This window comes from Streptomyces sp. NPDC000878 (genome assembly GCF_053599695.1).
The window spans coordinates 36990-63775 of record NZ_JBSFMT010000065.1 but is presented as its reverse complement, the minus strand read 5'-3'; the positions used below and the strand labels follow the sequence as shown (position 1 = coordinate 63775).

Annotated in this window: 24 protein-coding genes and 1 pseudogene; 16 read left to right on the top strand and 9 right to left on the bottom strand. The window is 70.4% G+C overall.

Going from position 1 to position 26786, the window contains the following annotated elements; all coding sequences use genetic code 11:
* Positions 1-204, bottom strand: a pseudogene (locus tag ACWDR4_RS38720) (hypothetical protein); the annotation flags it as partial.
* A 26-nt stretch (positions 205-230) separates the two neighbouring features.
* Here ACWDR4_RS38720 and ACWDR4_RS38715 point away from each other — a divergent pair.
* The 7 genes from ACWDR4_RS38715 (at position 231) to ACWDR4_RS38685 (ending at position 9713) form a co-directional block, all read left to right on the top strand.
* Positions 231-1079, top strand: coding sequence for a TrmH family RNA methyltransferase (locus tag ACWDR4_RS38715; protein WP_450415484.1), 849 nt, complete (start codon positions 231-233; stop codon positions 1077-1079).
* Between the two features lie 54 nt (positions 1080-1133).
* On the top strand, positions 1134-2303 hold the full coding sequence (locus ACWDR4_RS38710; RefSeq protein ID WP_450415483.1) for an ATP-binding protein: 1170 nt from the start codon (positions 1134-1136) through the stop codon (positions 2301-2303).
* Between the two features lie 148 nt (positions 2304-2451).
* Positions 2452-3579, top strand: coding sequence for a phenylalanine--tRNA ligase subunit alpha (gene pheS / locus ACWDR4_RS38705; RefSeq protein WP_450415482.1), 1128 nt, complete (start codon positions 2452-2454; stop codon positions 3577-3579).
* Positions 3579-6083, top strand: a complete 2505-nt coding sequence (pheT, locus tag ACWDR4_RS38700) for a phenylalanine--tRNA ligase subunit beta (protein ID WP_450415480.1) — start codon at positions 3579-3581, stop codon at positions 6081-6083. Before pheS ends, pheT begins: the two co-directional genes overlap by 1 nt.
* Positions 6084-6326: 243 nt before the next feature.
* Complete coding sequence (locus tag ACWDR4_RS38695; RefSeq protein WP_450415478.1) at positions 6327-7409, top strand: PP2C family protein-serine/threonine phosphatase; 1083 nt, start codon at positions 6327-6329, stop codon at positions 7407-7409.
* Positions 7410-7693: 284 nt separating this feature from the next.
* Positions 7694-9043, top strand: coding sequence for a transcriptional regulator (locus ACWDR4_RS38690; RefSeq protein ID WP_450415476.1), 1350 nt, complete (start codon positions 7694-7696; stop codon positions 9041-9043).
* 130 nt (positions 9044-9173) lie between these two features.
* On the top strand, positions 9174-9713 hold the full coding sequence (locus tag ACWDR4_RS38685; protein WP_450415474.1) for an NUDIX hydrolase: 540 nt from the start codon (positions 9174-9176) through the stop codon (positions 9711-9713).
* 10 nt (positions 9714-9723) lie between these two features.
* Here ACWDR4_RS38685 and ACWDR4_RS38680 read toward each other — a convergent pair whose 3' ends face one another.
* Positions 9724-9981, bottom strand: coding sequence for a hypothetical protein (locus ACWDR4_RS38680; RefSeq protein ID WP_450415473.1), 258 nt, complete (start codon positions 9979-9981; stop codon positions 9724-9726).
* 192 nt (positions 9982-10173) lie between these two features.
* On the bottom strand, positions 10174-11055 hold the full coding sequence (locus tag ACWDR4_RS38675; protein WP_450415491.1) for a 3-hydroxybutyryl-CoA dehydrogenase: 882 nt from the start codon (positions 11053-11055) through the stop codon (positions 10174-10176).
* 175 nt (positions 11056-11230) lie between these two features.
* Here ACWDR4_RS38675 and ACWDR4_RS38670 point away from each other — a divergent pair, with 175 nt between their 5' ends.
* The gene (locus tag ACWDR4_RS38670; RefSeq protein ID WP_450415490.1) at positions 11231-12478 is read left to right on the top strand and encodes a glycoside hydrolase family 10 protein; all 1248 of its coding nucleotides are present in this window, start codon (positions 11231-11233) and stop codon (positions 12476-12478) included.
* Between the two features lie 89 nt (positions 12479-12567).
* Here ACWDR4_RS38670 and ACWDR4_RS38665 read toward each other — a convergent pair whose 3' ends face one another.
* Complete coding sequence (locus tag ACWDR4_RS38665; protein WP_389359070.1) at positions 12568-12762, bottom strand: DUF1918 domain-containing protein; 195 nt, start codon at positions 12760-12762, stop codon at positions 12568-12570.
* Between the two features lie 21 nt (positions 12763-12783).
* Positions 12784-13752, bottom strand: a complete 969-nt coding sequence (locus tag ACWDR4_RS38660) for a DMT family transporter (protein ID WP_450415471.1) — start codon at positions 13750-13752, stop codon at positions 12784-12786.
* Here ACWDR4_RS38660 and ACWDR4_RS38655 point away from each other — a divergent pair.
* Positions 13751-15184, top strand: a complete 1434-nt coding sequence (locus tag ACWDR4_RS38655; RefSeq protein ID WP_450415470.1) for an aminotransferase-like domain-containing protein — start codon at positions 13751-13753, stop codon at positions 15182-15184. The genes ACWDR4_RS38660 and ACWDR4_RS38655 overlap by 2 nt on opposite strands.
* A gap of 205 nt (positions 15185-15389) precedes the next feature.
* Positions 15390-15977, top strand: coding sequence for a histidine phosphatase family protein (locus ACWDR4_RS38650; protein WP_450415469.1), 588 nt, complete (start codon positions 15390-15392; stop codon positions 15975-15977).
* Here the strand turns inward: ACWDR4_RS38650 and ACWDR4_RS38645 are convergent.
* Positions 15959-16423 (bottom strand): DUF6314 family protein, encoded by a 465-nt coding sequence (locus ACWDR4_RS38645; protein ID WP_450415488.1) that lies wholly within the window; start codon positions 16421-16423, stop codon positions 15959-15961. The two genes, ACWDR4_RS38650 and ACWDR4_RS38645, sit on opposite strands and share 19 nt — an antisense overlap.
* 134 nt (positions 16424-16557) lie before the next feature.
* Here ACWDR4_RS38645 and ACWDR4_RS38640 point away from each other — a divergent pair, with 134 nt between their 5' ends.
* Positions 16558-19032, top strand: a complete 2475-nt coding sequence (locus ACWDR4_RS38640; protein ID WP_450415467.1) for an alpha-L-arabinofuranosidase C-terminal domain-containing protein — start codon at positions 16558-16560, stop codon at positions 19030-19032.
* Positions 19033-19093: 61 nt separating this feature from the next.
* Here ACWDR4_RS38640 and ACWDR4_RS38635 read toward each other — a convergent pair whose 3' ends face one another.
* Positions 19094-19753 (bottom strand): TMEM175 family protein, encoded by a 660-nt coding sequence (locus tag ACWDR4_RS38635; RefSeq protein ID WP_450415466.1) that lies wholly within the window; start codon positions 19751-19753, stop codon positions 19094-19096.
* Positions 19754-19897: 144 nt separating this feature from the next.
* Here ACWDR4_RS38635 and argC point away from each other — a divergent pair, with 144 nt between their 5' ends.
* From argC to ACWDR4_RS38610, 5 genes are read left to right on the top strand one after another with little or no spacing between them, the layout of a single operon-like run.
* A complete protein-coding gene (gene argC / locus ACWDR4_RS38630; protein WP_450415464.1) occupies positions 19898-20926 on the top strand; it encodes an N-acetyl-gamma-glutamyl-phosphate reductase in 1029 nt (342 codons plus the stop codon).
* The gene (argJ, locus tag ACWDR4_RS38625) at positions 20923-22074 is read left to right on the top strand and encodes a bifunctional glutamate N-acetyltransferase/amino-acid acetyltransferase ArgJ (RefSeq protein ID WP_450415462.1); all 1152 of its coding nucleotides are present in this window, start codon (positions 20923-20925) and stop codon (positions 22072-22074) included. Before argC ends, argJ begins: the two co-directional genes overlap by 4 nt.
* A complete protein-coding gene (gene argB, locus ACWDR4_RS38620) occupies positions 22071-22982 on the top strand; it encodes an acetylglutamate kinase (protein ID WP_450415460.1) in 912 nt (303 codons plus the stop codon). Before argJ ends, argB begins: the two co-directional genes overlap by 4 nt.
* The gene (locus ACWDR4_RS38615; protein WP_450415458.1) at positions 22979-24220 is read left to right on the top strand and encodes an acetylornithine transaminase; all 1242 of its coding nucleotides are present in this window, start codon (positions 22979-22981) and stop codon (positions 24218-24220) included. Before argB ends, ACWDR4_RS38615 begins: the two co-directional genes overlap by 4 nt.
* Before the next feature lie 21 nt (positions 24221-24241).
* Positions 24242-24778, top strand: coding sequence for an arginine repressor (locus tag ACWDR4_RS38610; RefSeq protein ID WP_389359087.1), 537 nt, complete (start codon positions 24242-24244; stop codon positions 24776-24778).
* Between the two features lie 80 nt (positions 24779-24858).
* On the opposite strand, the gene ACWDR4_RS38605 is transcribed toward ACWDR4_RS38610, so the two are convergent.
* Together ACWDR4_RS38605 and ACWDR4_RS38600 are read right to left on the bottom strand one after the other, a co-directional pair.
* Positions 24859-25596 (bottom strand): FAD:protein FMN transferase, encoded by a 738-nt coding sequence (locus tag ACWDR4_RS38605; protein ID WP_450415457.1) that lies wholly within the window; start codon positions 25594-25596, stop codon positions 24859-24861.
* A 43-nt stretch (positions 25597-25639) separates the two neighbouring features.
* Positions 25640-26773, bottom strand: a complete 1134-nt coding sequence (locus ACWDR4_RS38600) for an FMN-binding protein (protein ID WP_450415455.1) — start codon at positions 26771-26773, stop codon at positions 25640-25642.
* Positions 26774-26786: the final 13 nt, after the last annotated feature.

Sequence of the window (26786 nt, the reverse complement as noted above, 5' to 3'; positions counted from 1 at the left end):
GTACGTGGAGAGGTAGCAGCCCGCGGCCACCGGCTGCGCGATCGCCGACTTCTCGGGATAGCGCAGGAGTTGGAGGTCCCGGGTCGCGACCCAGCTCCCCGCGCCCCTGAAAAGCAGGGGCTGGGCCCCGTGCTTTTCGTCTTTCAGGGGCGCGGGGAACTGCGCGACCAGCCACGACGGCGCCGCACCCGACACACCACCCATCCCACTCGACCCCGAAGGTGCCGCACATGCCCGCCACCCCCGAGCTGATCTCCCCCCGCTCCGCCCGCGTCTCCGCCGCGCGGCGGCTAGCCCGGCGGAACTTCCGGGGGAAGGACCGGCTCTTCCTCGCGGAGGGGCCGCAGGCCGTGCGGGAGGCGGCCGTGTACGGCAAGGGGACGCTCGTCGAGCTGTTCGCCACCGTCGACGCCGCGGAGCGGTACGCCGACATCGTCGGGGAGGCACACGAGGCAGGCGCCCGCGTCCACCTCGCCGACGAGGACGTCATCGCCGACATCTCCACCACCGTCACCCCGCAGGGCCTCGTCGGGGTCTGCCGGTTCATCGACACCCCGTTCGAGGACATCCTCAAGGCGCGGCCCAAGCTCGTCGCCGTCCTCGCGAACGTGCGCGACCCGGGGAACGCCGGCACCGTCCTGCGGTGCGCGGACGCCGCCGGTGCCGAGGCCGTCGTACTCACCGATGCGTCTGTGGATCTCTACAATCCCAAGGCCGTACGCGCCTCCGTGGGCTCCCTGTTCCATCTGCCCGTGGCCGTCGGGGTGCCCGTCGAGGAGGCCGTGGCCGGGCTCAAGGACGCCGGCGTGCGGATTCTGGCCGCCGATGGAGCCGGTGCGGACGACCTCGACGACGAGCTGGACAAGGGCACCATGGGCGGGCCCACCGCCTGGGTGTTCGGCAACGAGGCCTGGGGGCTCCCGGAGGAGACGCGCGCGCTGGCCGACGCTGTCGTGCGCGTTCCGATCCATGGAAAGGCCGAAAGCCTGAACCTGGCGACCGCCGCCGCCGTATGTCTCTACGCGTCCGCCCGTGCACAGCGCGCCTCCGGAGGGTGCCGCTCCGTCACCGAGAGCTAGTAGGGTGACGGGCTCGGGGGCCCACTGCGCCAGTCCGAGAGGTGGGGTACGGGGATGACTGTCGGCACGAGCGGAACACTGGGGGCACGGGATTTGCGGAGCGAACCCGCCTCCCGGCACGGTGATCCCGCCCGGCCCGGAGCCGGATTCGGAGCCGAGCTGGGCATCGACCCCGACGACCTGCCCGACGGTCTCGTCGTCGCCGACGAGCACGGCCGGGTGATCTGCTTCAACGCCGCCGCCGCACGCATCACCGCGGTCCGCGCCGCCGACGCCCTGGGCCAGCGGCTCGACCGCGCCCTTCCGTTAGAGGACCTCGAAGGCCGCCGCTGGTGGCAGCTGACCGATCCGTACGGCGGGCTCGCGATCAGGAACGGCCAGCCCGAGCGGAACCTGCTGCTGCCCGGCGGGCGCGAAGTGCTCGTCTCGGCGCGTTATCTGCGTACGCGTCCCACCGGGCCGATCCACCGGGTCGTCGTCTCCCTGCGCGACACCGAGGCCCGCCGCCGCACCGAGCGCAGCCACGCCGAGCTGATCGCCATCGTCGCCCACGAACTGCGCTCGCCGCTGACCTCCGTCAAGGGCTTCACCGCGACCCTGCTCGCGAAGTGGGAACGGTTCACCGACGACCAGAAGAAACTGATGTTGGAGACCGTCGACGCCGACGCCAACCGCGTCACCCGGCTCATCGCCGAACTGCTCGACATCTCGCGCATCGACTCCGGCCGGCTCGAACTGCGCCGCCAGCCCGTCGACATGGGCGCCGCCGTCGGACGCCACATCCAGGCCTACGTGGCCGCGGGCCAGCCCGCCGACCGCTTCCTGCTCCGGATAGAGCAGCCCCTGCCGGCCCTCTGGGCGGACCCCGACAAGATCGATCAGGTGCTCAGCAACCTGCTGGAAAATGCCGTGCGCCACGGCGAGGGAACCGTCACCATCGAGGTCACGGCCGCGCTGTCCCCGCGTGAGGGGGACACCGACCAGAACACGGCCACGTCGGTCACGGTGAGCGACGAGGGGCCCGGCATCCCGGAGGAGTCCATGAACCGCGTCTTCACCCGCTTCTGGCGGGGCAGCAAGCGCGGCGGCACGGGCCTCGGGCTGTACATCGTCAAGGGCATCGTCGAGGCCCACGGCGGCTCCATCACGGTCGGCCGCGCCCCCGGCGGCGGCGCCGAGTTCCGATTTATGTTGCCCGTGAGCACCCCGGCGTACCTTCAGTAACGCCGACGAGGCCCCACGGGCGCGTTCGAACACCACACCCCCGTTAGACTCGGCCTTTGGCACCTTTGCGTCCCTCTCTGTGGACGATTCGTCTCCGAGCCGTAGACGACGGGGACCATCCGCCAGCCAACCGGAAGCACGGGAAGAGATGTCGGCACCGAATAAGTCGTACGACCCTGTAGAGGTCGAGGCCTTGAAACCGGAAGAGATCGAGCGCATGCGGGACGAGGCGCTCGCCGCCTTCGCCGCCGCGGACTCCCTCGACGCGCTCCAGGAGGCCAAGGTCGCCCACACCGGCGGCACCTCGCCGCTGGCCCTCGCCAACCGCGAGATCGGCGCGCTGCCCCCGCAGGCCAAGGCCGCCGCGGGCAAGCTCGTCGGCCAGGCCCGGGGCGCCGTCAGCAAGGCGCTCGCCGCCCGCCAGACCGAGCTGGAAGCGGATCGGGACGCCCGCGTGCTGGTCGAGGAGGCGGTGGACGTCACGCTGCCGTACGACCGCGTGCAGGCCGGCGCCCGCCACCCGCTGACCACGTTCATGGAGCGCGTCGCGGACGTCTTCGTCTCCATGGGGTACGAGGTCGCCGAGGGCCCCGAGGTCGAGGCGGAGTGGTTCAACTTCGACGCCCTGAACTTCACCCCGGACCACCCGGCCCGGCAGATGCAGGACACCTTCTTCGTCGAGGGCCCCAAGGGCACTGTCGGCGACGAGTCCGGTGTCGTGCTGCGGACGCACACCTCGCCCGTACAGGCCCGCTCGATGCTCGACCGCGAACCGCCGGTCTACATCGTGTGCCCCGGCCGCGTGTACCGCACGGACGAGCTGGACGCCACGCACACCCCCGTCTTCCACCAGATCGAGCTCCTCGCCATCGACGAGGGCCTGACCATGGCCGACCTCAAGGGCACCATGGACCACATGGTCCAGTCCCTCTTCGGCTCGGACATGAAGACGCGGCTGCGGCCCAACTACTTCCCCTTCACCGAGCCGTCCGCCGAGATGGACATGCTCTGCTACGTCTGCAAGGGCACGTCCGTCGGCAACCCCGACCGCCCCTGCCGGACATGCTCCAGCGAGGGCTGGATCGAGCTGGGCGGCTGCGGCATGGTCAACCCGCGCGTGCTCGTCGCGTGCGGCGTCGACCCCGAGAAGTACAGCGGATTCGCCTTCGGGTTCGGCATCGAACGGATGCTGATGTTCCGCCACAACGTCGAGGACATGCGAGACATGGTCGAGGGCGACGTCCGGTTCACCCGGCCGTTCGGGATGGAGATCTGATGCGGGTCCCGCTTTCTTGGCTGCGGGAGTACGTCGACCTGCCGGCGACGCAGACCGGCCGAGACGTCCAGGAGAAGCTCATCTCGGTCGGCCTGGAGGTCGAGACCGTCGAGCAGGTCGGCGCGGGCCTCAAAGGCCCGCTGGTCGTCGGCCAGGTGCTGACCATCGAGGAGCTGGAGGGCTTCAAGAAGCCGATCCGCTTCTGCACGGTCGACGTCGGCACCGCCAACGGCACCGGTGAGCCCCAGGAGATCGTCTGCGGCGCCCGCAACTTCGCCGTCGGCGACAAGGTCGTCGTGGTCCTCCCGGGCGCCGTCCTGCCCGGCGACTTCGCGATCGCCGCCCGCAAGACGTACGGCCACACCTCGCACGGCATGATCTGCTCAGGCGACGAGCTGGGCATGGGCGACGACGGTAGCGGCGGCATCATCGTCCTGTCGCCGGAGCACGAGGTCGGCACCGACGCCATCGAGCTGCTCCAGCTCGTCGACGAGGTCCTCGACATCGCCGTGACCCCCGACCGTGGGTACGCCCTGTCCCTGCGCGGCATCGCCCGCGAGACGGCCATCGCCTACGGCCTCCCGCTGCGCGACCCGGCCCTGCTCGACGTACCGGCCCCGAACGCGTACGGCTACCCGGTCGAGGTCTCCGACCCCTTCGCCTGCGACCGCTTCACGGCCCGTACGGTGACCGGGCTCGACCCGGACGCGCAGTCCCCGATCTGGCTCAGGCGCCGCCTCCAGAAGGCGGGCATGCGCCCGATCTCGCTCGCCGTCGACATCACCAACTACGTGATGCTGGAGCTGGGCCAGCCCCTGCACGCGTACGACCGCTCCCGCGTCCAGGGTGCGATCGGTGTGCGCCGGGCCGAGCCGGGCGAGAAGCTCACCACCCTCGACGGTGTCACGCGCACACTGGACCCCGAGGACCTGCTCATCACCGACGACCGCGGCGCCATCGGCCTCGCGGGCGTCATGGGCGGCGCCAACACGGAGATCGACGACACCGAGGGCACCACCACCGAGGTCGTCATCGAGGCCGCCCACTTCGACGCGCTCACCATCGCGCGCACGGCCCGCCGTCACAAGCTGGCCTCCGAGGCGTCCAAGCGCTTCGAGCGCGGTGTCGACCCGCAGGCCGCCTCGGCCGCCGCCCAGCGCACGGTCGACCTCCTGGTCCTCCTCGCCGGCGGCACCGCCGACGCGGGCGTCACCGAGGTCATCGCGCCGTCCGCGCCGCGCACGATCTCCATCCCGGCGGACCACCCGGACAAGGTCGCGGGCGTCGACTACGGCCGTGAGACCGTCGTACGCCGTCTCCAGGAGGTCGGCTGCGACGTGTACGGGCAGGACGAACTGATCGTCACCGTCCCGTCCTGGCGCCCCGACCTGACGGACCCGAACGACCTCGCCGAAGAGGTCATCCGCCTGGAGGGCTACGAGAACCTGCCCTCCACGCTGCCGAAGCCCCCCGCGGGCCGCGGCCTGACCGACCGGCAGCGCCTGCACCGCCGCGTCGGCCGCGCACTGGCCGGGGCGGGTTACGTCGAGGCGCTGAACTACCCGTTCATCGGCGAGCACGTCTTCGACCAGCTCGGCCTGGCCGCCGACGATCCGAAGCGCAAGGTCGTCAAGCTGGCCAACCCGCTGTCGGACGAGGAGCCCGCGCTCCGTACGACGCTGCTGCCGGGTCTGCTCGGCGCGCTGCGGCGGAATGACGGGCGGGGCAGTCACGACCTGGCGTTGTTCGAGACGGGCCTGGTCTTCCACCCGCAGGACGAGCTGCTGATCGCCGGGCGTCTTCCGGTCGACCGGCGCCCCACGGACGAGGAGATCGCGTCGCTCACGGCCGCTCTCCCCGTCCAGCCCCGGCATGCCGCCGTCGTCCTCGCGGGCGCCCGCGAGCAGGCCGGCTGGTGGGGCAAGGGCCGCCCGGCCGACTGGGCCGACGCGATCGAGGCGGCGCGGAGCCTGGCGGCGGAGGCGGGCACCGAACTCCTCGTCCGCGCGGGCCAGTACGGGCCTTGGCACCCCGGCCGCTGCGCCTCGCTGGTCGTCGTGATCGACGGCGCCGAGCAGGTCATCGGGTACGCCGGTGAGCTGCACCCGCGTGTGCTGAAGGCGCTGGGGTTGCCCGCGCGCACCTGTGCGATGGAGTTGAACCTGGACCAGCTGGAGGCGGCGAGTTCTGGCGTGCCCAAGGGGCCGAAGATCTCGACGTTCCCTGTTGCCACGCAGGATGTCGCGCTTGTCGTCGCGCGGGAGGTTCCGCATGCGGCGGTCGAGGCGGCGTTGCGGGAGGGGGCGGGGGCGCTGTTGGAGTCGCTTCGGTTGTTCGATGTGTACGAGAGCGGTGAGCAGTTGGGGGAGGGGCGGAAGTCGCTCGCGTACGCGCTCCGCTTCCGGGCGGCTGATCGGACGCTGACCGTTGATGAGGCTTCTGCTGCTCGGGATGCGGCGGTTGCTCTTGCGGGGGAGCGGACGGGAGCGGTGTTGCGTAGCTAGTGGCGTTGGGGTGGGCGGTTTTCGGCTGCGGGTCCGTCGTGGCTGGTCGCGCAGTTCCCCGCGCCCCTGGAGGGGGGTGGGGGCTGCGCCCCCTACCCCCCTCCCCCCATCGGTCACTTCACTCCTTCGGGTGACAAGTTCGGGCGAAGTGGTCCCTTCGGGGCATGTGGTCGACAGAATCGGACCGGTCTTTCGGGACCGGTCCGATTTGTGTTGTCAGGGCCTGACTGGGGGGCCGTCGGCATGATCCGTATCAAGACTGGTGTGCGGCGGCGGTGCAGGCCGGGGTGCCGGCGTCGGCGGCGGGTGCTGTCGCTCGCGCTGCCCACCGCGTGGGGCGCCACGGCGATCACGTACAAACTGACCTGTCCGCTCGCCCAACAGGAGGGACTGGGGGCGCGGATCGTCACCAGTGCCGTGTTCTTCGCCGTCGGGACCGGGCTCATATTCCACGTCCGCTGGGCGCTGCTACGCGAGTTGAGGCTCGCCCGGCAGGTCGCCGGGGCCGCGCAGAGCGTGCTGCTGCGTCCGTTGCCGCAGCGCATCGACGGGCTGCGGGTCGCCGCCGCCCAGCTGTCCGCCGACCGGGGTGCCGTGGTCGGCGGTGACCTGTACGAGGTCATCGCCACCGAGCACGGTGTACGGGTGGTGATGGGTGACGTGCGCGGACATGGCATCGGCGCGATCGGGACCGTCGCCGCCGTCCTCGGCAGCTTCCGTGAGGCCGTGCACGACGAGCCCGAACTCGGCAGCGTACTGCGGCGGTTGGAGCGGGCGCTGGCCCGACACCTGGGCGAGCGGGCACGCGCCGAACATCCCTCGGCGGGGCCCTCGGCCGCGCTGGACCCCGACAGTCCGGTCGCCGAGGAGTTCGTCACCGTACTGCTCCTGGAGATCGGCGGGGACGGCGAGGTGCGGGCCTTCAACTGCGGGCATCCGGCGCCGTATCTGCTCAGCGGCGGCCGGGTCGACGTACTCACGTCCGGCGAACCCCTGCCCCCGCTCGGCCCGTTCCCGCTACCGGCCGAACTGTCCGCCGAACACTACGGCCAACTCCTCCCCGGCGAGTCCCTGTTGCTCCACACAGACGGCGTCGAGGACGCCCGCGATGCCCATGGCCGGTTCTTTCCCCTGCCTGCCGTACTGGCAGAGGCGGTCCGCACCCAGCCGATCTCCCCGCAGGCGGTCCTACGGGCCATCTTCACCCGCCTGTTGCGACACACCGACGGCCCCCCGACGGACGACGTGGCTGTACTGGTCCTGAGAAACGACCGCAGCCATGTCCCAAGGCAGCAGGAACACCCCGTTGCCCATCAAGTCACGTGAGCTACAAGTTTTCAGGGGCGCGGGGAACTGCGCGACCAGCCACGAACTACCCGCAGCCAACCCACAACAGGACTTACCCCTGCTGAACGGGCCGAGCCGCCGCACTGTACGAGGGGGAGCCGGCGGCCCGGCGACCTCTTGCGAGGCATTTCAGTCAACCGGACAGGCACTCTCCGCAACAGAGTGCACACGCTACGGATTCACGTACTCCGATCACACCCCGTGTGAAGGCGAACACACTACGCTGACGGACACGGCAGGCACCGAGAGCCACCGGAGGGCACATGCAGCCCAACACCCTGCTCGACGCGATCCTCGACGAGGCGGGCATCTCGCACGCGGGACTGGCTGCCCACGTCAATCAGGCGGGCCGGGCGCGTGGACTGGCCCTGAGGTACGAACACACTGCCGTGGCACGGTGGTTGAAGGGGCAGCGGCCCAGGGGCCAGGTGCCCGACCTGATCTGCGAGGTGCTCGCCGCCCGCCTGCACCGCCCGGTCAGACTGGACGACATCGGCCTCGGCGTGTCCGGCGACACCTCCGGCCCGCTCGGCTCGGCCGGTACCTCGCTGTCCGGGTTCGTCGAGCGGGCGACCGCCCTGTGGCGCTCCGACGAACAGCAGCGCCCGCACATCCTCGGCGCCCCCGCCGTCACCGGCACGCCCGCCGTGATGCCCGTGTGGGAGTGGGAGAACCCGCCCGAGGACGTGGACGTGTCGCGCGGCGGGCGGCACCGGGTCAGCATGGCCGACATCGAGATGCTCCGCTCCGCCCGCGCCCACTACGAGCAGATGTACCGCAAGGCCGGCGGCATAGCGACCCGCACCCGGATCGTCGGCTTCCTGAACGCCGAGACCGCGCCCCTGCTGCGCGGCAGCTACACCGACGCCACCGGCCGCCAACTGCACCGGGCCACGGGCGGGTTGGTGGCCATCGCCGGGATCTGCGCGTACGACTCCGATGCCCATGGGCTCGCCCAGCGCTACTTCCACCAGGCCCTGCGGCTCGCGAAGGCCAGTGGGGACCAGGGACTTGGGGCCTACGTCATCGCACTGCTCGTCAACCAGGCCTTGTTCATGCGGGAGTACCGGCAGGCCGTCGCCTTCGCGGAGGCCGCGCTGCGCGCCGCGGGCAAGCACATCACGCCGGCGCTCGCCTCCGACCTCTACGCGATGCAGGCCAAGGCGTACGCGCACCTGGGCGACGGCAGCAGCGCGCTCTCCTGCATCCGGCGGGCCGAGCAGGCCGCCGAACGCATCCGGCGCGGTTACGAGCCCGACGAGACCGGCTATGTCCAGCCGGGGTTGGTCAACGTCCAGGTGGCTGAGGCGCTGCTGAGCCTCGGTGATCTGACGGCGGCGGGGGAGCACGCGACGGCCGCGGTGGACAACCCGGCGCACGACCGGGGCAGAGTGCACCGGCTCGCGATGCTCAGCCAGATCGAACTGCGCCGGGGCAACGCCGACAAGGCGGTGGCCACCGCGGTGCAGATGGCCGAGCAGGCACGCGGAATGGAGTCCCAGCGGCTGCGCGACAGACTCCGGGCGGTACGCGAACACCTGGTGCGCAACGGCTGCGCGGGCACGGCCGAGGCAGCCGAACTGATCGACGGGGCACTGCGCGTACCGCTCTAGACACTCCTCGCGGAACACCCTTGGCGCGCGGCTTCGTGGGTAGTCGCGCGGTGAGTCGCATTCTGTGCGCCTGCTGTCAGGAGGCTCCTGCTGCCATATTGCCATCTACTCGGCGGAAGGTGGCAGAACCGTGCAGTGGATGAAACAGAACGAACAAACTGTGTATGAAAATCGCTGGTTCCAGGTCAATCTCGCAGATGTCGAGCTGCCGGACGGGCGGCATCTCGACCACTTCCTGATACGGCTGAGGCCCGTCGCCGTGGCCACGGTGGTGAACGAGGCCAACGAGGTACTCCTGCTGTGGCGGCACCGGTTCATCACCGACAGCTGGGGGTGGGAACTCGCGGCCGGGGTCGTGGAGGACGGCGAGGACATCGCCTTCGCGGCGGCCAGGGAGTTGGAGGAGGAGACGGGCTGGCGACCGGGACCCCTGCGGCACCTCATGAGCGTCGAGCCGTCCAACGGGCTCACCGACGCCCGGCACCACATCTACTGGGCCGAGGAGGGTGAGTACATCGGGCACCCCGTGGACGACTTCGAGTCGGACCGCAGGGAGTGGATCCCTCTCAAGCTCGTCCCCGACATGGTCGCCCGCGGGGAGGTCCCGGCCGCCAACATGGCGGCCGCGCTACTGCTGTTGCACCATCTCAGGCTCGGGCAGGACACCTAGATGGCCTTGTTCAGCGTCCTAGTGCCTGCCAGACCGTCACGGCCAGTGCCCCGAGGGCCGTGAGGGCCGCGACGCCCCGCAACGGCCATCGGGCGTGTTCGAGGTGGACGACCCGGTTGGTCAGATCGTCGACTTCCTTGTCCGTCTCCTTCGTGCGATGACTGAGCAGGGCCAGCCCTCCCTCGACGCGCGCGTACGCGACATCGAGGCGGCGGCGTAACTCTGCGAGTTCTCCATGAGCCACGGGATGCTCGGGGTCGGCGGTCACGTGTCCGCTCCTTTCCGTAGTCGTCACATCCCTTGCATGCGCATGATGAGTCAACTCGCCTGGTGGGCGCGTGGGGAGAGTGTGCGAGGGGCATATGCGTGTCCGGCGCGCACACGGTGTGTGAATGCCGCGGGCCCGGCACCTCGAAGGGTGCCGGGCCCGTGCATGCCCAAGTGTGACGCTGGGTGATATTTACGCGTACGTGTAGAAGCCCGAGCCCGACTTCCGGCCCAGCCGGCCCGCGTCGACCATGCGCTGGAGCAGCGGGGGAGCGGCGTACAGGGGCTCCTTGTACTCCTCGTACATCGAGAAGGCGACCGAGGCGACCGTGTCCAGGCCGATCAGGTCGGACAGCTTCAGGGGGCCCATCGGGTGGGCGCAGCCCATCTCCATGCCGTTGTCGATGTCCTCGCGGCTGGCCATGCCCGACTCGAACATCCGGATCGCGGAGAGCAGATACGGGATCAGCAGGGCGTTCACCACGAAGCCCGAGCGGTCCTGGGCGCGGATCGCGTGCTTGCCGAGGGCCTTCTCGGCGAACAGCTGGGCGCGGCCGAGGGTGCCCTCGGAGGTGGTGAGGGCCGGGATCAGCTCGACGAGCTTCTGCACCGGGGCCGGGTTGAAGAAGTGGATGCCGACGACCTGGTCGGGCCGGGAGGTGGCGACGGCCAGCCTCACCAGGGGGATCGAGGAGGTGTTGGAGGCGAGGATCGCGTCCGGGCGGGTCACCACCTGGTCGAGGACCTGGAAGATCTCGGTCTTCACCTGCTCGTTCTCGACGACGGCCTCGATCACCAGGTCGCGGTCCGCGAACTCGCCCAGGTCGGTGGTGAAGCTGAGCCGCGCCAGCGTCTCGTCCCGCTCCTCCTCGGAGATCTTGCCGCGCTCGGCCGCCTTGGAGAGGGAGTTGAACAGCCGGGTGCGGCCGAACTCCAGGGCTTCGCCGGTGGTCTCGGCGACCTTCACGTCCAGTCCGGAGCGGGCGCACACCTCGGCGATGCCCGCCCCCATCTGGCCGCAGCCCACGACTCCGACCCGCTCGATGTCGGTCACATCGTCCCTTTCACTGATCATCTTGACCGGCCGTCCGGCCTGCGCCAAACCTGCACGTTACCTTCGGCGGCGATTGCTCAATTGTCCGGGCCTCCCATGGGAGTCTGACCCGGGACGGGTGCGGACGGTCTGTGACTTGTCCGACACGGCGCATACCGGAGGTACGGAAATGAGTGGGAAGGCGCGGCACGCGCGCATGTCACGGCGGGCGTTCGCGGTGACCGCCCTGTCGACGCTCGTGGTGGGCGGGGCGGTGACGGGAGCCGCGCTGGCCGGTGCGGAGCCGAGCGCGTCGAAGCGTGGCCGCAGGCGGGCGACGGGCGAACTGCGGGGCATGTGGCTGGCCACGGTCACCAACCGCGACTGGCCGTCGAAGCAGGGCCTGACCGCCTCCCAGCAGCGCGCCGAGCTGATCACCCACCTCGACACGGCGGTGAACCGGCGCCTCAACGCGGTGTTCTTCCAGGTCCGCCCCACCGCCGACGCCCTGTGGCCCTCACCGTACGAGCCCTGGTCGCAGGTCCTCACCGGAACCCAGGGCAAGGACCCCGGCTGGGACCCACTGGGCACGGCGGTCGAGGAGGCCCACGCCCGAGGTCTCGAACTGCACGCCTGGTTCAACCCGTACCGCATCGCCAACAACACCGACCCGAGCAAGCTCGTCGCCTCCCACCCGGCGCGCAGGAACCCGGACTGGGTGGTGCCGTACGGCGGCAAGCTGTACTACAACCCCGGGCTGCCGGAGGTCCGCCGCTTCGTCCAGGACGCGATGCTCGACGCGGTGGCGAAGTACGACGTCGACGGCGTCCACTGGGACGACTACTTCTACCCGTACCCGGTCGCCGGCCAGACCTTCGACGACGACGCCGAGTACGCGAAGTGCGGCGGGTCCTTCCCCGACCGGGCCTCCTGGCGGCGCGACAACATCGACAGACTCGTACTGGAGACGGCCGCCCGCATCAAGGCCGTACGCCCCGGCGCCGACTTCGGGATCAGCCCCTTCGGCGTGTGGCGCAACGTGGCGACCGACCCGCTCGGCTCGGACACGAAGGCGGGTGTGCAGACGTACGACGACCTGTTCGCGGACACCAGGAAATGGGTGCGGCAGAACTGGATCGACTACATCTGCCCGCAGATCTACTGGAACATCGGCTTCGCCGCCGCCGACTACGCCAAGCTGCTGCCCTGGTGGGCCGAGACCGCGAAGGGCACGGGCACGAAGCTGTACGTCGGTGAGGCGCTGTACAAAGCGGGCGACCCGGCGCAGCCCGCGGCCTGGCAGGACCCGGCCGAGCTGTCCAGGCATCTGACCCTCGCCCAGGACTACCCCGAGGCGCGCGGGCACGTCTTCTTCTCGGCGAAGGAGGTCGGCGTCGACAAGATCGGCGCCATGGCACGGGTGGTCGCCGACCACTACCAGCAGCCGGCGACGCCACCGCGCTGAGCGCCCCAAAGGGGCGCGGGGAACTGCGCGACCAGCCACGAAGGCGCCGCAGACGACCGACGACCCATCACGGCACTTCAAGCGGAGCGCTAAGCGTCCTTGTCCTTGTGGCGGACCTCGCAGTCGGGGCCGGGGGACATCACTGCCTCGTGGCCGTCCGGGAAGCGGACGCGGTACGGGGGAGTGCCCTCCTGGCCCATGACCTCGACGACTTCCGATACCTGGTCGTGCTGGCCGACCACCCTGCCGTGCTGGACAAGCTGGTCGCCCACGGTTGCGCGCATCTGCGGGTCTCCTCTCGGTTCTCAGCCGCGGGCCCGCTGGGTGACGGCGATACAGACGAGGACGGCCGCCGCCGTCAGCGGAGCGGCCGGCGTCAGCTGCTCGCCCAGCAGCAGGACCGACCACACCAGTGTGAGCAGGGGCTGCGCCAACTGCAACTGGCTGGCCTTCGGAATGCCGATCGCCGCCATGCCCCGGTACCAGACGACCAGGCCGAGGAACTGCGACCCCGCCGCCACCCAGAGCAGCCCGATCACACTGTGCGCGGTGAGGTGCACGGGCTCGTACGTCAGCGCCAGCGCGGCGGTGGGCGCGGTGAGCGGCAGGCTCAGCACCAGCGCCCAGCCGATGACCTGCCAGCCCGGCATGACCCGGGCCAGCCGGCCGCCCTCCGTGTAGCCGGCCGCGCACACCAGCAGGGCGCCGAAGAGATAGGCGTCGGCGCCGGCCAGAGCGCCGCCACTCTGCTGGACGGTGAACGCGAGAACGGCCGCCGCGCCCGCCAGGGCCGCCGCCCAGAAGGCGCGCGAGGGGCGGGAGCCCATGCGCAGCGCCGAGCAGAGGGCCGTCGTCAGCGGCAGCAGACCGATCACGACGGCGGCATGCGAGGTGGTCGAGGTCTGCAGAGCGAGCGTGGTGAGCAGCGGAAAGCCGAGGACGACTCCGGCCGCGACGACCGCGAGCCCCGCCCAGTGCGGGCGGGCCGGCAGCGGCACGCGCAGCGCCAGCAGACAGCCACCGGCGATCAGCGCCGCGAGCACGGTCCGAACGGCCACCAGCGACCACGGGCCGAATCCCTCCAGGCCCCAGGCGGTGGCCGGGAAGGTGAGCGAGAAGGCGAAGACGCCGAGGGCGGCCTGCAGGGTGCCGACGCGGCGGGCGCTGGACTTCTCGGACGGGGGACCCGTGTGGGCACCCGGGGTCTCCGGGGCCCTCGTGCGTCCGTTGACCGCTATCGGAGTCGGTGCGGTAGCGCTATCCTGTGCTCTCATGCAAGAGCGTAGCAGTGTCGGTGAACTGGCGAACAGGCTGCGAGAGGAGCTGAACCGCTACTCTCCTGGTGGAAAGCTGCCGTCTAGTCGCGTCCTGGTAGAGCGCTACCGCGTGAGCCCGGTGACCGTCTCCCGGGCGCTCGCGCAACTGGCCGCCGAGGGCCTGGTCGTGACCCGCCCGGGAGCGGGCGCGTACCGCGCCGGGCCACGCCCCGCCTCCACCCCCGCCGGGGACGCCTCCTGGCAGGAGGTCGCCCTGAGCGCGGACGGCGCCGCCGACCTCGTACCGCGCACGGTGAACGCCTCAGGTGTCGTCATCTCGCTCGCCGCGCCGCCGCCCGGGGTGATCGAGTTCAACGGCGGCTATCTGCACCCCTCGCTCCAGCCCGAGCGGGCGATGGCGGCGGCCCTCTCGCGGGCCGGACGCCGACCCGGGGCGTGGGGCCGGCCGCACCTGGACGGGCTGCCGGAGCTGCGCGAATGGTTCGCGCGGGGCATCGGCGGGGCCGTCACGGCGGCCGAGGTACTGATCACGGCGGGCGGCCAGGCGGCCCTGACGACGGCCCTGCGCGCCCTCGCCCCGCCCGGCGCTCCGGTACTGGTCGAGTCGCCCACCTACCCCGGCATGCTGGCCATCGCCCGCGCGGCCGGTCTGCGCCCGGTGCCGGTCCCGGTGGACGCGGACGGCGTACGCCCGCCGCTGCTGGCCGACGCGTTCCGGGCCACCGGCGCCCGGGTGTTCGTCTGCCAGCCCCTGTTCCAGAACCCGACCGGGGCCGTGCTGGCGCCCGAGCGGCGCGGAGAGGTGCTGCGGATCGCCCGCGCGGCCGGCGCCTTCGTGATCGAGGACGACTTCGTACGGCGGCTGGTGCACGAGGACGCGGCCCCGCTGCCGCGTCCGCTCGCGGCGGAGGACCCCGACGGTGTGGTCGTCCACGTCGGCTCGCTCACCAAGGCGACCTCACCGAGCTTCCGGGTGAGCGCGCTCGCGGCCCGGGGCCCGGTACTGGAACGGCTGCGCGCCATCCAGATCGTCGACACCTTCTTCGTCCCGCGCCCCTTGCAGGAGGCGGCCCTCGAACTCGTCGGCTCCCCGGCCTGGCCGCGTCATCTGCGGGCGTTGTCAAGGGAGTTGAGGGTCCGCCGGGACGCCATGACAACCGCGCTGCTGACGATCCTCCCCCAACTGTCCCTGCCCCACATCCCGTCGGGGGGCTACCACCTCTGGCTCCGCCTTCCCGACGGCACGGACGAGGACGCCCTCGTCGCCGCCGCCCTGCGCGCGGGCGTCGCGATCACCCCGGGCCGCCCCTACTTCAGCGCCGAACCCCCGGCGGCCCACGTGCGGTTGAGCTTCGCGGCGGTCGCGGGGGTGGGGGAGATCGAGGAGGGGGTACGGAGGCTGCGCGGGGCCCGTGACGAGGTGCTCTGAGGAGGCGCTTCGGGGAGGTGCTCCGACGGCGTGCTCTGACGGTGTGCTCCGACGGCGTGTTCTGACGCGGGGCGAGCCGGGAGTGAAGCCCTCGTGGAGTCGACGTAAAGCCTCTGTGGGGATCGGGCGGTGGTCGGCGCGTACCCTCGATAACTCCTGCGTAACGCCCCTTGACCTGCGTTCTTTCCCGGCAGACCATCGCCGCATGCAACTTCGGGTCACGTTCGTCGCCGCTGCGCGCAGCTCCCCGTTGCTCGCCGAGCGCTTCGACGACGACCGGCCGCTGGACCAGGCCGGCTGGGACGAGGTGCAGCGCGCCGCCCACGACCTGGTGCCGCTGGCGGCGGCCGAGCTGCGCTACTGCTCCCCGACGCCCCGCAGCCGGGCCACCGGGGACGCCCTCGGCTACGGGCCGCTCGTCCAACTCGCCCTGCGCGACTGCGACATGGGCCGCTGGCACGGGCTCACCCTCGGCGAGGCGATGGCCCGGGAGCCCGAGGCCGTTGACGCCTGGCTCGCCGACCCGCGCGCCACGCCCCACGGCGGCGAGTCGCTGCTGGACTTCATCTCGCGCGTCGGCGGCTGGCTCGACACCCGGCCCGTCGACGACGGCGGCCGGATCGTCGCCGTGGCCGAGCCCTCGGTCATCAGGGCGGCCCTCGTCTACGCCCTGAAGGCACCGCCCTCGACCTACTGGAACCTCGACGTCCGCCCCTTGTCCACGACCGTCGTCACGGGCCGTGCGGGCCGCTGGAACCTTCGCTTCGAGTTCCCTCAGTCGGCGCGAGCGTAGTCGGTCGTGAGGACCAGGTCCTTGGCCGGGCCCGCCACCCGCCACACCGTCCGCCAGTGGTCCGAGTCCAGAACCGTGAACTCGCCGCGGTAGAGATCGGCCGAGCAGGGGTGGTCGGTGACCCATCGGCCCGAGGTCAGGTCCAGGTCGTGGAACGGGCGGCCGTCCGCGAAGCGTACGTCCGCCGTGCCGGGGGCGGTGCCCGGGAGGAAGCGGAGCGTCCGCTCGGCGGGGCGGGCGACACCCTGCCAGACGAACGTGCCGGACTCGTGGTGGAGCAGGCCCCCTTCGTCCAGCGGGCTGAACGTCGTGGTCCCGGTGAAGGTCCCCTCGTCCGTGTCGTCTGCCGTGTCGTCCGTGCCCGCGAGGTCCCGCACCGTCCGCTCCGCTCGCCAGCTTCCCGCCAGATAGAGCAGTGCATCGGCTACTGGCCGGAACTCGCCCATGTCGCCGCCCTCCCCGAGAGTTTCGAGTTCCGTGCGATCCATTGACGCACTTCAGTCACATACCTATCTTGCCGTTCGAAGTGCTGATCGTTGTCCGATATCCCGAACTGTATCGACAGAGCCGCGGAGTATCCATGTCACGCACACGCACCCGCTGGAGACTAGGTCTCACGGCCACCGCACTCCTGGTGGTCTCGGCGGTCGTCCCCGCCCCGGCCAACGCCGAGGACGTCACCGACTACGCCATCACCGTGGACCCGGCGGCCAAGGGCGCCAAGATCGACGACACGATGTACGGCGTCTTCTTCGAGGACATCAACCGCGCCGCCGACGGCGGTCTGTACGCCGAACTCGTGCAGAACCGATCCTTCGAGTACTCCACCGCCGACAACCGCTCCTACACGCCCCTCACCTCCTGGGCGGTCGGCGGTACGGCCACGGCGGTCGGCGACGACGGGCGCCTGAACGCCCGTAACCGCACCTACCTCTCCCTGGGCGCAGGCTCCTCCGTCACCAACTCCGGCTACAACACCGGGATCAGGGTCGAGGACGGCAAGAAGTACGACTTCTCCGTCTGGGCCCGTGCCGACCAGGCCGGCACGCTCACCGTGTCCCTCACCGACGCCGGGGGCGTCCTCGCCGAGGCCCGCCAGGTCGAGGTGAAGGGCGGCTGGGCCAAGTACCGGGCGCGGTTCACGGCCACCCGCTCCAGCACGACCGGGCGGCTGACGGTCGCGACGGACAACTCCGTTGCCCTGGACATGATTTCGCTGCTGCCCCGGGACACGTACAAGGGGCACGGGCTGCGCAAGGACCTCGCCTCGAAGATCGCCGCGCTCGACCCCGGCTTCGTGCGCTTCCCGGGTGGCTGTCTGGTCAACACCGGGTCCATGCAGGACTACAGCGAGGCGTCCAACTGGGAGCGCAAGCGTTCGTACCAGTGGAAGGACACCGTCGGCCCGGTCGAGCAGCGCGCGACCAACTCCAACTTCTGGGGATACAACCAGAGTTACGGGCTCGGCTACTACGAGTACTTCCAGTTCTCGGAGGACATCGGCGCGATGCCGCTGCCCGTCGTCCCGGCGCTGGTCACCGGCTGCGGGCAGAACAAGGCCGTCGTCGACGAGGCGCTGCTGAAGCGGCACGTCCAGGACACGCTCGACCTCATCGAGTTCGCCAACGGCCCGGTGACCAGTGAGTGGGGGCGGAAGCGGGCGCAGATGGGCCACCCGAAGCCCTTCCACCTCACCCACATCGAGGTGGGCAACGAGGAGAACCTGCCGAACGAGTTCTTCGCCCGCTTCACCGAGTTCCGGACCGCCATCGAGGCCAAGTACCCGGACATCACGATCATCTCCAACTCCGGTCCGGACGACAGCGGTTCGACCTTCGACACCGCCTGGAAGCTCAACCGGGACGCCGACGTCGACATGGTCGACGAGCACTACTACAACAGCACCGACTGGTTCCTCCAGAACAACGACCGCTACGACTCCTACGACAGGAACGGCCCCAAGGTCTTCCTCGGCGAGTACGCCTCCGGCGGCAACACCTTCAAGAACGCCCTCTCCGAGGCCGCGTTCATGACCGGCCTGGAGCGCAACGCGGACGTCGTCAAGCTCGCCTCGTACGCCCCGCTGCTCGCCAACGAGGACGCGGTGCAGTGGCGCCCGGACATGATCTGGTTCAACAACCACGCGTCCTGGGGATCGGCCTCGTACGAGGTGCAGAAGCTGTTCATGACCAACGTCGGCGACCGTGTCGTCCCCACCACCGCGACCGGCACGCCCTCGGTGAGCGGCCCGATCTCGGGCGCCGTCGGCCTGTCGACGTGGGCGACCACGGCGGCGTACGACGACGTGAAGGTCACCGGCGCGGACGGCACGGCGCTGCTGAGCGACGACTTCTCGGGTGACGCCGCCCAGTGGACCCACACCGGGGGCGGCAGTTGGACGGTCGAGGACGGGCAGTACGTCCAGACGGATGTCGCCGCCGAGAACACCATGGTCTCCGCGGGCGACCCCGCCTGGCACGACTACGACCTCCATGTGAAGGCCACCAAGAAGTCCGGCAGGGAGGGCTTCCTCGTCGCCTTCGGCGTCAAGGACACCGGGAACTACTACTGGTGGAACCTGGGCGGCTGGAACAACACCCTGTCCGCCGTCGAACAGGCCACGGACGGCGGCAAGTCGACGCTCGTGTCCAAGGCAGGCTCGATCGAGACGGGACGTGCGTACGACATCGACGTCAAGGTGCGCGGCCGTCAGGTCACCCTCTCCCTCGACGGCCAGGAGTGGGGCAGCTTCACCGACGACAAGCCGGCCGAGCCGTTCCGTCAGATCGTCACGAAGGACGCGAAGACGGGTGACCTGATCGTCAAGGTCGTCAACGCCCAGGCGGCGCAGGCCCGTACGACGATCGACCTCGGCCGTACGAAGGTGAAGTCCAAGGCGGCGGTGACGACGCTGGCCGCCGCGCCGGACGCGGTGAACAGTGAGACGGCTACTCCGGTCGCGCCGGTGAGGTCGACCCTCACGGGCGTCGCGAGGAAGTTCACGTACACGTTCCCGGCGAACTCGGTCACGTTCCTGCGGATCAGGAAGGGGTGAGGAAGGGGTTGTTTGTCGGGCGCGGGCGCGTTGTGGCTTGTCGCGCAGTTCCCCGCGCCCCTTAAGGACGCCCCTCGCACCCGGCGATATCAGGGCCTCGCTGGGAGTGGTGGCCGAGGACGTAGTGGGCCGGGATGAGTGTGAGCCAGGACCACATGGCTGCTTCCGTGTTGACGAAGGCCAGGGGAATGGACAGGCCGAAGATCAGAACGCTGGAGCCGAGTTGGGCGGTGAAGCGGCGGCGGGCCACCGCGGCGGATGATGCGGGCGACGGGTGCACTCGGCGTTGAGTGAGCAGCAGCAGGGTCGCGTGCACCGCGTGGATCGCGGCCATGGCACCCGCGTACAGGGCGACGGCTTCGGGTTGGGAGGCGTACGCGGCCAGGAGTCCGGTGGGGAAGGGCAGCAGCGCGACCAGGCCGAGGCCGAGCAGGATCAGACGGGTGACCATGACCGTCTCGACGGGCAGGCCGACGAGGATACGTCGGTGGTCACGCCAGAATCCGGCGATGAGGGTGAAGCTGAGCGCGAAGGCGCCGAGGCTGGGCATCGCATCGCGCAGGGCCTGGTGGAACGCGGCGTCGTCGAGATGAGCGGGGACCGCCACGTCGATGACGAGCAGGGTCATGGCGATGGCGTATATGCCGTCGGACAGGGCGATCAGGCGTGCCGCGCCCGGGGCGTTCTCGGGTGTGTGCGCATCTGCCACTGGCTGCGTCATGTCGACGACAGTAGGGCGTTCTGCCCTTGCCGTAACGGAACCGATTCCGCTCTCGCTGCCTCCGGGCCGGCTCGCATACTGATCCACGGTATTGCATAAACGTGCAGCGAAACGTATAGTCATGCCATCTAGGAGGAGGGTTTCATGGCAGTACGTGTGGCGGTGGCCGGAGCGAGTGGGTACGCGGGCGGGGAACTGCTGCGTCTGCTCCTCGTGCACCCCGAGGTGGAGATCGGCGCCCTGACCGGTAACTCCAACGCCGGGCAGCGGCTCGGCGCACTGCAGCCGCACCTGCTGCCGCTGGCCGACCGGGTGCTCCAGGAGACCACCCCCGACGTGCTTGCCGGGCATGACGTCGTTTTTCTTGCCCTTCCCCACGGGCAGTCCGCCGCTGTCGCCGAGCAGCTCGGCCCGGACGTCCTCGTCGTCGACATGGGCGCCGACTTCCGGCTCCATGACGCGGCCGACTGGGAGCGGTTCTACGGCTCCGCGCACGCCGGGACCTGGCCCTACGGCCTTCCCGAACTGCCGGGTGCCCGCGCCGCGCTGGAGGGGTCCAAGCGCGTCGCGGTGCCCGGTTGCTACCCGACCGCCGTCTCGCTCGCCCTCTTCCCGGCGTACGCCGCCGGGATCGCCGAGGCCGAGGCCGTGATCGTCGCCGCCTCCGGGACCTCCGGCGCGGGCAAGGCCGCCAAGACGCATCTGCTGGGCAGTGAGGTCATGGGGTCCATGTCGCCGTACGGCGTCGGCGGCGGGCATCGGCACACGCCCGAGATCGTCCAGAACCTCAGTGGCGCCTCCGGTGAACCCGTCGCCGTCTCCTTCACGCCCACCCTCGCCCCGATGTCCCGCGGCATCCTCGCCACCTGCACCGCAGCCGCCAAGCCCGGTGTGACCGCCGAGTCCGTGCGTGCCGTCTACGAGAAGGCGTTCTCCGACGAACCGTTTGTGCACCTCCTCCCAGAGGGGCAGTGGCCCGCCACGGCGTCCGTCTACGGTTCCAACGCCGTTCAGGTGCAGGTCGCGTACGACGAGTCCGTGCGCCGCATCATCGCGATCAGCGCCATCGACAACCTGACCAAGGGCACCGCGGGCGGTGCCGTCCAGAGCATGAACATCGCCCTCGGGCTCGACGAGACCACCGGGCTTTCCACGATCGGAGTCGCACCGTGAGTGTCACGGCAGCCAAGGGATTCACGGCGGCTGGTATCGCCGCCGGGATCAAGGAGAACGGCAACCCGGACCTGGCCCTCGTGGTCAACAACGGGCCCCGCCTCGCCGCCGCCGGCGTCTTCACCTCCAACCGCGTCAAGGCCGCGCCGGTGCTGTGGTCCGAGCAGGTGCTGAAGGGCGGGATCGTCTCCGCCGTGGTGCTCAACTCCGGTGGTGCCAACGCCTGTACGGGTCCCAAGGGGTTCCAGGACACCCACGCCACCGCCGAGAAGGTCGCGGACACTCTCGGGCTGAACGCCGGAGAGGTCGCCGTCGCCTCCACCGGACTCATCGGGCTGCTCCTGCCAATGGACAAGCTGCTCCCCGGAGTTGAGGCCGCCGCCGGTCAACTCTCCGAGCACGGTGGTGAGAAGGCCGCCATCGCCATCAAGACCACCGACTCCGTCCACAAGACGGCCGTCGTCAGTAAGGACGGCTGGACCGTGGGTGGCATGGCCAAGGGCGCGGGCATGCTCGCCCCCGGTCTCGCCACCATGCTCGTCGTCCTCACCACGGACGCGGACGTCGACAGCGAGCAACTGGACAGCGCGCTTCGCGCCGCCACCCGCACCACCTTCGACCGCGTCGACTCCGACGGCTGCATGTCCACCAACGACACCGTGCTGCTGCTCGCCTCCGGCGCCTCCCAAGTCACCCCCGCCCACGAGGAGTTCGCGGAGGCCGTACGCGCCGTCTGCGACGACCTCGGGCAGCAGCTGATCCGGGACGCCGAGGGCGCCAGCAAGGACATCAAGGTCGAGGTCGTGGGCGCGGCCAGCGAGGACGACGCCGTCGAGGTCGGGCGCTCCATCGCCCGCAACAACCTCCTCAAGTGCGCCATCCACGGCGAGGACCCCAACTGGGGCCGCGTCCTCTCCGCCATCGGCACGACCCGAGCCGCCTTCGAGCCGGACCAGTTGAACGTCGCCATCAACGGCGTGTGGGTCTGCAAGAACGGTGGCGTCGGTGAGGACCGCGACCTCGTCGACATGCGCTACCGCGAGGTCCACATCGTCGCCGACCTCGCCGCCGGCACCGAGACCGCCACCATCTGGACCAACGACCTCACCGCGGACTACGTCCACGAGAACAGCGCGTACTCGTCATGAGCACCACGCGGAAGCACACCGCCCTCCCCAAGGCCAGGATCCTCATCGAAGCGCTGCCCTGGCTGACCCGCCACAACGGCCGCGTCGTCGTCATCAAGTTCGGCGGAAACGCCATGGTGGACGAGGAGTTGAAGGCCGCCTTCGCCCAGGACGTCGTCTTCCTGCGCCAGGCGGGCCTCAAGCCCGTCGTCGTGCACGGCGGCGGCCCGCAGATCAGCGCCGCCCTCGACAAGCACGGCATCGTCAGCGAGTTCAAGGCGGGCCTCAGGGTCACCACCGAGGACGCCATGGACGTCGTACGCATGGTGCTGGCCGGGCAGGTCCAGCGGGAGCTGGTCGGGCTGCTCAACCAACACGGGCCGCTCGCCGTCGGGTTGACCGGCGAGGACGCGCACACCATCACCGCCACCAAGCACCAGCCCGAGATCGACGGGGAGTTGGTCGACATCGGGCGGGTGGGCGAGATCACCGCGATCGACACGGGCGCGATCGAGGCACTGCTCGCCGACGGCCGTATCCCGGTCGTCTCGTCGATCGCCCGTAGCCAGGACGACGGACATGTCTACAACGTCAATGCTGATACGGCGGCTGCGGCACTCGCTGCTGCGCTGGGCGCCGAGACTCTCATGGTCCTCACGGACGTCGAAGGTCTCTATGAGGACTGGCCCAACAGCGACGAGGTGATCAGCCGCCTCACCGCTTCCCAACTGGAGAAGCTGCTGCCGGAGTTGAGTTCCGGCATGGTGCCGAAGATGGAGGGCTGTCTGCACGCCGTGCGCAACGGCGTCACCACCGCCCGGGTCATCGACGGCCGGGTCCAGCACTCGATCCTGCTGGAGATCTTCACGGACGAAGGCATCGGCACGATGGTCGTGCCCGATGCGGAAGAAGAGGGGGATGTCGTATGAACGCCGGCCAGGAGCTGGATGCCAGTCAGGAACTGAGCGCCAATCAGGAACTGACCGCGCGCTGGCAGGGCGCGCTCATGAACAACTACGGCACCCCCCGGCTGCCCCTCGTCCGTGGCGCCGGCAGCACCGTGTGGGACGCCGACGGCAAGGCGTACGTCGACTTTGTCGGCGGTATCGCCGTCAACGCGCTCGGCCACGCCCACCCGGCGATCGTCGAGGCCGTCTCCACCCAGATCGCCTCCCTCGGCCATGTCTCCAACCTCTTCGTCGCCGAACCGCCCGTCGCGCTCGCCGAACAGCTGATCCAGCGCTTCGGCCGGGACGGCAAGGTGTTCTTCTGCAACTCGGGCGCCGAGGCCAACGAGGGCGCCTTCAAGATCGGCCGGCTGACCGGACGCACACACATGGTCGCCACCGAGGGCGGCTTCCACGGGCGGACCATGGGCGCCCTCTCGCTCACCGGCCAGCCCGGAAAGCGGGAGCCGTTCGTGCCGCTGCCCGGTGACGTCACGTACGTCCCGTACGGCGACGCGCAGGCGCTGGCCGCCGCCGTCACCGACGAGACGGCCCTCGTCATCATCGAGCCGATCCAGGGCGAGAACGGCGTCGTGGTCCCGCCCGTCGGCTATCTCAAGGCCGCGCGCGCCATCACCGCCGCCACCGGCGCCCTGCTCGTCCTCGACGAGGTGCAGACCGGCATCGGCCGTACCGGGCACTGGTTCGAGTACCAGGCCCACGAGGGCGTCCTGCCCGACGTCGTGACGCTGGCGAAGGGCCTCGGCGGCGGGCTGCCGCTGGGCGCGACGGTCGCCTTCGGCCGCGCCGCCGACCTGCTCCAGCCGGGCCAGCACGGTACGACGTTCGGCGGCAACCCGGTCGCCTGCGCCGCCGGACTCGCCGTACTGGAGACCATCCAGGCCGAGGGTCTGCTCGACAACGTCAAGCGGCAGAGCGAGAAGCTGCGCGTCGGAATCGAGGGCACCGACGGCAGTTCGTGCCACCCGATGATCGACTATGTCCGAGGCGCGGGCCTCCTCCTGGGTATCGTGCTCAAGGAGCCCCTCGCGCCCCAGGTGCAGCAGGCGGCTCAGGACGCCGGGTTCCTGGTGAACGCGCCCGCTCCCGATGTCGTACGGCTCATGCCGCCGTTGAACATCGGTGACGCCGAGGTGGACGCGTTCCTCCAGGCACTTCCCGGGGTTCTCGACGCGGTTGCCGTTGACGGGAAGGACTAGTCGGGGAATGAGACGACGACGATGACGCAGGCGCAGGATCACGACCACGCGGGGCCTGCCGTACCGCAGACCCGCACCGCACGCCACCGCCGGATCGTGGACATCCTCAACCGGCAACCGGTGCGGTCGCAGAGTCAGTTGGCGAAGCTGCTTGCCGATGACGGGCTGACCGTCACTCAGGCGACGCTGTCCAGGGACCTGGACGAACTGAACGCGGTGAAGATCCGCAACAACGACGGCGATCTCATCTACGCGGTGCCCAGTGAGGGCGGGTTTCGTACGCCTCGGGCGCCGCTGGGGGAGTCGGCGAAGGAGGAGCGGATGCGGAGGCTGTCCGCGGAGTTGCTGATCTCCGCGGAGGTTTCTGCGAATCTCGTGGTTCTGCGGACCCCTCCGGGGGCTGCGCAGTTCTTGGCCTCGGCGATTGATCAGGCCGAGCTACACGACATTCTGGGGACTATTGCCGGGGACGACACGTTGCTGTTGATCAGTCGGGATCCCCTGGGGGGACAGGCGTTGGCTGATCATTTGTTGGCGTTGGCTCAGAAGAACCACTGAGGGGCCATTAACTGTTGTGTGTTGGGTGCGGGTTCGCTGTGGCTTGTCGCGCAGTTCCCCGCGCCCCTAGGTGGGACCCCTCAGCCCAGTCTTCTTGCCAGGCCCCCTGTGCATCTGACCTCGTCGCCCGCCGTTATCAGTAGCGCCTCTACGTCCGGCAGGGACTCCAGCCAGCGCAGTGCCTGCCGTGAGCCCATGGCGAAAGCCGCCGTCGCCCAGGCGTCCGCCCACGTCAGTTTCGGGGCCACCACCGTCACCGCCACCAGGTCCGTCACCGCCGACTTGCCGGTGCGGGGGTCGACTATGTGGGCGCCGCGCTCGGCGGTGCCGGAGGTGGCCACCGCCAGCTCGTCGGTGCCCGCCGCCGAGACCACGGCCGCCAGGCCGCCCGGGCGGAGGGGGTCCGACACGCCTACGCGCCAAGGGCGTTGGGGGCCCGGCGCGCCGCACAGCTGGACGTCTCCGGCGCCGTTGACGCTGACGCCGCTCACCCCGGCCGCCATCAGGCTTCTGGCCGCGCGTTCCGCCGCCCAGCCCTTGACCAGGCCGGTCGGGTCGATCTGGCCCCGGTAGGTGTGGCTGAACCACCCCTCGCTGACCCGCTCCGCCTCGGCGCACAGGTCGAGCACCTCGGCGACCTCCGGATCGCAGTCGGCGACGGAGATCTCACCGCGGGCGAGCCGGGAGATCTGGCTGTTCTCCCGGTAGGTGCTGAACACTTCGTTGACCTTGTGCAGCCCGGCCACGGCCGAAGCCAGCGCCAGCTCGACCGCACGGGGGTCCCCGCCGCGGACGTCGAAAGAGAAGACGGTCCCCATGACCTCCTCCGCATGACGCACCGCGGCGGGAGCTTCGGCAGGATCAACCACCGGCCTGGTCCAGGGCCGACTGCAGGGACTCCTTGTAGCCCGCGCTCGTGTAGCTGGCGCCCGACACCGCGTCGATGTCGCCGTCGCCCGCGGCCAGCGCCGCGTCGTTGAGCTTCGGGATCGCGTCGCCGGAGATCTGGTCGCTCCGGCCGCCGCTGGGCGCCTGCACCGCCGACGCCGACGTGATCTTGCCGTCGGTCAGCGTGACCCGGACCTGGACCGGGCCGTACTCGGTCTGGACGACGCTTCCGGTGAACGTACCGCCGCCGTTGGAGGTCGCTCCGCCTTCCGCAGCGGCGTCCGCGGGCGGGGCACTGGTCTCGGCCGGCGGGGCACTGCTCTCCGCCGCGCCCGCTCCCGCGTCCGATTCCGCGGGGACCTTGTCCAGGGCGGACTGGAGGGACGTCTTGTACCCGGCGCTGGTGTAGGAGGCGCCCGAGATCGCGTCGATGTCCGCGGTGCCGGCGGCCACCGCAGCCGCGTTGAGCTTGGGGATGGCGTTGCCGGAGATCGTGGTGCTCTGGCCACCGCTCGGAGCCTTGACGGCCTCCGCCTTGGTGATCTTGCCGCCGGCGACCGTGATGCGGACCTGGACCTGGCCGTACTGCGTGTCGACCGCGTCGCCGATGACCGTGGCGGCCTGGGCCGTGCCACCGCCCGCGGCGGCGCCCGTGCCCGCGCTGGCCTTGTCCAGGGCGGACTGGAGCGACTTCCCGTAGCCCGCGCTGGTGTAGCTGGCGCCCGAGATCGCGTCGATGTCGGCGGTGCTCGCGGCGACCGCTTCCGCGTTGAGCTTGGGGATCGCGTTGCCGGAGATCGCGGTGCTCTGACCGCCGCTGGGGGCCTTGAGGGCCTCCGCCTTGGTGATCTTGCCGCCGGCGACCGTGATGCGGACCTGGACCTCGCCGTACTGCGTGTCGACCACGTCGCCGGTGAAGGTGCCGTCCTTGGCGGTCGCACCGCCCTGGGCCGATTCCTGGGCCGCCGACGTCTGCTGGGGCAGAGCGCCGGCCGCCTGCGCGGACCCTGGGTCCGACGACGGCTTCAGCGTCAGCAGCAGCACGATTCCGGAGACTGTGGCGGCGCTCGCGAGCATGACACGCCGAAAGGGGTGACTCTTCTTCATCGCTCCTGGCTCC

What these genes read in the sequence shown, in the direction of transcription:
- ACWDR4_RS38715 (WP_450415484.1), top strand. Translation starts at nt 231, where the DNA reads ATGCCCGCCACCCCCGAGCTGATCTCCCCCCGCTCCGCCCGCGTCTCC.
- ACWDR4_RS38710 (WP_450415483.1), top strand. Translation starts at nt 1,134, where the DNA reads ATGACTGTCGGCACGAGCGGAACACTGGGGGCACGGGATTTGCGGAGC.
- pheS (WP_450415482.1), top strand. Translation starts at nt 2,452, where the DNA reads ATGTCGGCACCGAATAAGTCGTACGACCCTGTAGAGGTCGAGGCCTTG.
- pheT (WP_450415480.1), top strand. Translation starts at nt 3,579, where the DNA reads ATGCGGGTCCCGCTTTCTTGGCTGCGGGAGTACGTCGACCTGCCGGCG.
- ACWDR4_RS38695 (WP_450415478.1), top strand. Translation starts at nt 6,327, where the DNA reads ATGATCCGTATCAAGACTGGTGTGCGGCGGCGGTGCAGGCCGGGGTGC.
- ACWDR4_RS38690 (WP_450415476.1), top strand. Translation starts at nt 7,694, where the DNA reads ATGCAGCCCAACACCCTGCTCGACGCGATCCTCGACGAGGCGGGCATC.
- ACWDR4_RS38675 (WP_450415491.1), bottom strand. Translation starts at nt 11,055, where the DNA reads ATGATCAGTGAAAGGGACGATGTGACCGACATCGAGCGGGTCGGAGTC.
- ACWDR4_RS38670 (WP_450415490.1), top strand. Translation starts at nt 11,231, where the DNA reads ATGTCACGGCGGGCGTTCGCGGTGACCGCCCTGTCGACGCTCGTGGTG.
- ACWDR4_RS38665 (WP_389359070.1), bottom strand. Translation starts at nt 12,762, where the DNA reads ATGCGCGCAACCGTGGGCGACCAGCTTGTCCAGCACGGCAGGGTGGTC.
- ACWDR4_RS38655 (WP_450415470.1), top strand. Translation starts at nt 13,751, where the DNA reads ATGCAAGAGCGTAGCAGTGTCGGTGAACTGGCGAACAGGCTGCGAGAG.
- ACWDR4_RS38660 (WP_450415471.1), bottom strand. Translation starts at nt 13,752, where the DNA reads ATGAGAGCACAGGATAGCGCTACCGCACCGACTCCGATAGCGGTCAAC.
- ACWDR4_RS38650 (WP_450415469.1), top strand. Translation starts at nt 15,390, where the DNA reads ATGCAACTTCGGGTCACGTTCGTCGCCGCTGCGCGCAGCTCCCCGTTG.
- ACWDR4_RS38645 (WP_450415488.1), bottom strand. Translation starts at nt 16,423, where the DNA reads ATGGGCGAGTTCCGGCCAGTAGCCGATGCACTGCTCTATCTGGCGGGA.
- ACWDR4_RS38640 (WP_450415467.1), top strand. Translation starts at nt 16,558, where the DNA reads ATGTCACGCACACGCACCCGCTGGAGACTAGGTCTCACGGCCACCGCA.
- ACWDR4_RS38635 (WP_450415466.1), bottom strand. Translation starts at nt 19,753, where the DNA reads ATGACGCAGCCAGTGGCAGATGCGCACACACCCGAGAACGCCCCGGGC.
- argC (WP_450415464.1), top strand. Translation starts at nt 19,898, where the DNA reads ATGGCAGTACGTGTGGCGGTGGCCGGAGCGAGTGGGTACGCGGGCGGG.
- argB (WP_450415460.1), top strand. Translation starts at nt 22,071, where the DNA reads ATGAGCACCACGCGGAAGCACACCGCCCTCCCCAAGGCCAGGATCCTC.
- ACWDR4_RS38615 (WP_450415458.1), top strand. Translation starts at nt 22,979, where the DNA reads ATGAACGCCGGCCAGGAGCTGGATGCCAGTCAGGAACTGAGCGCCAAT.
- ACWDR4_RS38610 (WP_389359087.1), top strand. Translation starts at nt 24,242, where the DNA reads ATGACGCAGGCGCAGGATCACGACCACGCGGGGCCTGCCGTACCGCAG.
- ACWDR4_RS38605 (WP_450415457.1), bottom strand. Translation starts at nt 25,596, where the DNA reads ATGGGGACCGTCTTCTCTTTCGACGTCCGCGGCGGGGACCCCCGTGCG.
- ACWDR4_RS38600 (WP_450415455.1), bottom strand. Translation starts at nt 26,773, where the DNA reads ATGAAGAAGAGTCACCCCTTTCGGCGTGTCATGCTCGCGAGCGCCGCC.